Genomic DNA, 4,532 nt, shown 5'->3' with positions numbered 1-4,532 from the left:
GGCGTAGCCGGGCCGCGGATCGAAGCGCAGCTGCAGTTCGGCCTGGCCCTGCTCGCACTGCACGATGCGCACGATCTCCTGCGGCGGCTGCTCGGGCCCGGCGCCGCTGCCCGCCTCGGGGACCGTCATGAAGTCGGTCACCAGCAGCACGCCGTCCGGGCACGCGAAGCGGGTGCACAGGACGTTGCTGTCCTCCTCGTACCACTGCTGGGGCGGTTGCTGCGGCGCTGCGAGGGCCGTCGGCGCCAGCACGAAGCGGCCGCCTTGCCGTGCGTCGAGCAGGGCGGCGAAGACGGACGGGCCGGAGAACACCGAACTGCAGAACCAGTCGATGCTGCCCCAGCGCGACACCAGGGCCATGGAGCGGCAGTCGCCGATGCAGCCGTAATCCGCGATGAGGGGCTGGTGCACGTCCAAGCGCCCAATCTAGCACCGGCGTCCGGGCCCGTGGGCCAGAATACCTTTGCACAAATGCAGGCCGGGCTCCCCGCGCGCGGCCGGGAAGAGATGCCCGATCCGAACCGCTTCGCATCGGTCGCCCAGCTGGACGGCTCGCCGCGCCGGCGCTATTACACCGGACGCGACCTGCGGCGCGCCGTCGCGATCGCGGACCTGCGGGCGATGGCGCACCGCCGCCTGCCGCGCTTCGTGCTGGAGTACCTCGAAGGCGGTGCGGAGGAAGAGGCCACGCTGGCCGAGGAGCGGATGGCCTATGGGCGCTGGCGCTTCCTGCCGCGCCAGCTGGTCGACGTCTCGCAGCGCAGCCTGCATACGCAGCTGCTGGGTGCGCCCGCGGCCCTGCCGCTGGTGATCGCGCCGACGGGCTTCAACGGGCTGTTCCACCGTCAGGGCGACATCGCGCTGGCGCAGGCCGCGGCCCGCGGTGGCGTGCCCTTCGTGCAGAGCACCATGTCGAACGATCCGCTGGACGAAGTCGCGCAGGTTCCGGGCCTGCGCCACTGGTGGCAGCTGTACGTGTTCGGCGGCGACGAGGTCTGGCAGGAACTGCTGCGCCGGGTGGAGGCCGCCGGCTGCGAGGCGCTGGTGCTCACCACCAACGCGCAGATCTTCGGCAACCGCGAGTGGTCGGCGCGCACGCGCGCCAGCCCCACGCGTCCGAGCGTGCCCACCCTTCTCGACGCGGCGCTGCATCCGCGCTGGGTGGCCACCACGCTGCTGCCGCACGGCTTGCCGGCCTTCCGCAACGTGATCGAGTTCATCCCGCGGGAGCACCGTGGCCTGATGCAAAGCGCCTTCTGGATCCGCGCGCACCAGCCCACCTCGCTGTCGTGGCAGACGCTGGCGCGCATCCGCCAGCGCTGGCGCCGGCCCTTGCTGCTCAAGGGCGTGCTGCGCCTGGACGACGTGCGGCGGGCCATCGATGCCGGAGTGGAGGGCGTGGTGCTCGGCTCGCACGGCGGCCGCCAGCTCGATGGGACAGTGGCGGCGCTCGACCTGCTGCCGGCCGCGCGGGCGCTGGTGCAGGGCCCCGTCGCGCTCTACGTGTCGGGCGGATTGCGCCGCGGCACGGACCTGCTGAAGGCGCTCGCGCTCGGAGCCGACGCGGTGCTCGCCGGCCGTGCGCCACTCTATGGGCTGTGCGCCGGCGGCAGCGCGGGGGCGAGCCGCGCGCTGGAGATCCTGCAGCGCGAGGCGCACGACGCGCTCGGCCTGCTGGGCGCGCGCAGCGTCGGGGAACTGGGGCCGCAGTTCCTCGCCGCACCGTTATCCTGCGAGGATCCTGCGTCCACGCGCAAGGGAGGCAAGAAATGAAGAGCAAGCTGCTCAATCCAGGTCCGGAACGCACATATGCCGTGGTGCTGGAGCCGGGCGACGAAGCGATGGAAGCGCTGCAGCGCTTCGCCGTGCAGGAGTCGCTCAATGCCAGCCGCGTCAGCGCCATCGGCGCCTTCGAGCGGGCCGAGCTGGGCTACTTCGAGATCGACCGCAAGGACTACTTGCGCATTCCGGTGGACGCCCAGGTCGAAGTGCTCTCGCTCGTCGGCGACGTGGCGCTCGATGGCGGCAAGCCCAAGCTCCACCTGCATGCCGTGCTGGGCCGGCGCGACGGCAGCACCGTGGGCGGCCACCTGCTCAGCGGCGTGGTGCGGCCCACCCTGGAGGTGCTGGTGACCGAATCGCCCGGCTACCTGCGCAAGACCTGGGACGCGCGCTTCGGCCTGGCGCTGATCGACCCCGCCGCCTGAAGCTGTCCTGCGTGCCTAGCGCGTGCGCGTGACCGAGGTGAACGAAACCTCGGTGTACACCGCGCGCGCGGGCCGCTCCGCGCGCAGGCGGCCGAGCTCGGACTCCAGCGTGTCGATGCGCAGCAGGTAGCCGGCCAGCAGCCCGGTGGTGAACAGGTCGAGGTCGAAATCCTTCTGCAGCCGGGCCGCCTCGCGCAGCACCAGTGCCGTGCGCGTGTCCAGCCGATCGCGCGCGAGCAGGCCGTAGTCGATCAGCTCGCGGATGTCGCTCTCGCTCAGGCCGGCGGTGCCGGCGAACTCGCCCATGTCGAGGGGCGTGGTGTCCTGCGGGCGCAGGTGCCTGGTCGCGCTGGTCATCGCTGCGCCTCCCCCTGCTGGCTGCGTGGATCGAATCGGCTCTCCTGCGCGAGCGCCTCGAACAATTCGCGCTCGCGCGCGCTGAGCGTGGGCGGCACCTCGATGTGCACCACGGCGTAGAGGTTGCCCCGGTCGGCGCCGGCACCGAGGCCGCGGCCGCGCAGGCGCAGCTTCTGCGCCGAATGCGTGCCGGGCGGAACGGTGAGGAGCACGTCGCCGTCCAGCGTGGGCACCTCGACCTGCGCCCCCAGTGCCGCCTCCCAGGGCGCCAGCGCGAGGTCGAAATAGAGGTCCTTGCCGTCGACTCGGTAGCGCGGATGCGGCAGCAATTGCAGGTGCACGTAGATGTCGCCGGCGGGGCCGCCGTCGCGGCCCGGGCCGCCCTTGCCGCGCAGGCGCAGCTTCTGGCCTTCGGTGACGCCGGGCGGCACCGTCACGTGCAGCGTCTGCGGGCCCTCGGGGCGCTGCAGCTGCAGTTCGAGCGTGGTGCCGCGGTGCGCGTCCTCCACGCTGAGGGCGGCGGTGAGGTCGTAGTCGCGCCCGGCGCGCGGCCGCGGCGCATGGCCGCGCGCGCCGCGATGGTGGCGGCCGAGCGCGTCCAGCAGGTCGGCGAGGTCCACGTCCTCGAAGCCCGCGAAGGCCCCGGAGGCGAAGTGTTCGCGCCAGTCCTGCGGCGCCTCGAACTCCTCGCCCGGCCGGCGCTGCCCGAGGGCATCGTAGGCGGCGCGCTTTTCCGCGTCGCGCAGTGTGTCGTAGGCCTCGTTCACCTCCTTGAATCGGGCCTCGGCCCCGGGCTCCTTGGAGACGTCGGGGTGGTACTTGCGCGCGAGCCGCCGATAGGCCTTCTTGATCGTCTCGGCATCGGCGTCCCGCGGCACCTCCAGCGCGGCGTAGTAGTCCTTGAATTTCACTGCAGGGTCTCCTTCAGCGCCCCGCCAGTATCGCGCGCGGCGCGGCCGGGCGGGGCCGGCGCGCTTCGACTGCGCTCTTGACGTCGGTCAACGAAGCCGCGCATGGGCTGCCTAGATTGGATGGGAAGCAACCCAGGAGACCGCAGCATGGCCCGCATCGCCCTCGTCACCGGCGGAACCCGTGGAATCGGGGCCGCGATCTCGCGCCAGCTGCAGGCTTCGGGCTGCCGCGTCGCGGCGACCTACGCAGCCAACGAGGCGCAGGCCCAGGCCTTCCGTCCCGCCACCGGCATCCCCGTCTTCCAGTGGAACCTGGGCGACGCGCAGGCCTGCAGCGGTGGCGTCGAGCGCGTCGAGGCGGAGCTCGGCCCGATCGACATCCTGGTGAACAACGCCGGCATCACGCACGACGGCCAGCTGTACAAGATGGCGCCAGCGGCGTGGCAGTCGGTCATCGACATCGATCTCGGCGGCTGCTTCCACATGTGCCGCGCGGTGGTGCCCGGCATGCGCGGCCGGCGCTTCGGCCGCATCGTCAACATCAGTTCCGTCAACGGCCAGCAGGGACAGTTCGGCCAGACCAACTACGCCGCGGCCAAGGCGGGCATGCTCGGGTTCACCAAGGCGCTGGCGCTGGAGCTCGCGGCGCACGGCATCACGGTCAACGCGGTCGCGCCCGGCTACACGGCCACCGACATGGTGGCGGCGGTGCCGGAGGAGATCCTGAAGACCATCGTGGCGCGCATCCCGGTCGGGCGGCTGGCGCAGCCGGAGGAGATCGCCCGCGCGGTGCTGTTCCTCGTCGCCGAGGAGGCGGGCTTCATCACCGGGTCGACGCTGTCGATCAACGGCGGCCAGTACATGGATTGAATCCGGGCGCCGGCCGCCCCGTGCGCCAGCGCGGACTCAGCGGCCGGTGCGCGCGCGCCATCCCGCGCAGGTCGTGCTGGCCGTGCCGGTGGCTTCGCGGCACGCGGCAGCGACGTTGGCGCCGATCGTGGACGCGCTGGTGTGCCTGGCGCAGCCGGAGCCTTTCAGCGCCGTCGGCGTGCACTAC

General features: G+C 72.2%; 6 protein-coding genes. 3 read left to right on the top strand and 3 right to left on the bottom strand.

The genetic code is table 11. The features are described 5' to 3' along the window. On the bottom strand, window positions 1-411 hold a 411-nt coding region (locus VFM98_RS19140), incomplete at its 3' end, for a trehalase-like domain-containing protein (protein ID WP_325111490.1). Between the two features lie 60 nt (window positions 412-471). On the opposite strand from VFM98_RS19140, the gene VFM98_RS19135 reads away from it, so the two are divergent. Both VFM98_RS19135 and VFM98_RS19130 read left to right on the top strand, forming a co-directional pair. Then, on the top strand, window positions 472-1,773 hold the full coding sequence (locus VFM98_RS19135) for an alpha-hydroxy acid oxidase (protein WP_325111489.1): 1,302 nt from the start codon (window positions 472-474) through the stop codon (window positions 1,771-1,773). Next, entirely contained in the window at window positions 1,770-2,207 is a 438-nt protein-coding gene (locus tag VFM98_RS19130; RefSeq protein ID WP_325111488.1) for a PPC domain-containing DNA-binding protein, read from the top strand. Before VFM98_RS19135 ends, VFM98_RS19130 begins: the two co-directional genes overlap by 4 nt. A 15-nt stretch (window positions 2,208-2,222) precedes the next feature. Here the strand turns inward: VFM98_RS19130 and VFM98_RS19125 are convergent, their stop codons facing one another. Both VFM98_RS19125 and VFM98_RS19120 read right to left on the bottom strand, forming a co-directional pair. Further along, complete coding sequence (locus VFM98_RS19125) at window positions 2,223-2,564, bottom strand: hypothetical protein (protein ID WP_325111487.1); 342 nt, start codon at window positions 2,562-2,564, stop codon at window positions 2,223-2,225. Beyond that, entirely contained in the window at window positions 2,561-3,475 is a 915-nt protein-coding gene (locus tag VFM98_RS19120) for a DnaJ C-terminal domain-containing protein (protein WP_325111486.1), read from the bottom strand. The genes VFM98_RS19125 and VFM98_RS19120 overlap by 4 nt, the downstream gene beginning before the upstream one ends. Window positions 3,476-3,622: 147 nt before the next feature. Between VFM98_RS19120 and phbB the strand changes: the two genes are divergently transcribed. After that, the gene (phbB, locus tag VFM98_RS19115) at window positions 3,623-4,345 is read left to right on the top strand and encodes an acetoacetyl-CoA reductase (RefSeq protein ID WP_325111485.1); all 723 of its coding nucleotides are present in this window, start codon (window positions 3,623-3,625) and stop codon (window positions 4,343-4,345) included. Window positions 4,346-4,532 lie beyond the last annotated feature (187 nt).

Origin of the sequence: Ramlibacter sp. (genome assembly GCF_035706265.1) — a bacterium.
Classification (GTDB): domain Bacteria; phylum Pseudomonadota; class Gammaproteobacteria; order Burkholderiales; family Burkholderiaceae_C; genus Ramlibacter.
Note: the sequence above shows the minus strand (reverse complement) of the source record. Positions and strands in the feature narration are given on the sequence as shown.

Bases quoted from the DNA above. Each gene is read 5' to 3' on its own strand.
- VFM98_RS19130 (WP_325111488.1), top strand. From the start codon at position 1,770: ATGAAGAGCAAGCTGCTCAATCCAGGTCCGGAACGCACATATGCCGTG.
- VFM98_RS19125 (WP_325111487.1), bottom strand. From the start codon at position 2,564: ATGACCAGCGCGACCAGGCACCTGCGCCCGCAGGACACCACGCCCCTC.
- phbB (WP_325111485.1), top strand. From the start codon at position 3,623: ATGGCCCGCATCGCCCTCGTCACCGGCGGAACCCGTGGAATCGGGGCC.
- VFM98_RS19135 (WP_325111489.1), top strand. From the start codon at position 472: ATGCAGGCCGGGCTCCCCGCGCGCGGCCGGGAAGAGATGCCCGATCCG.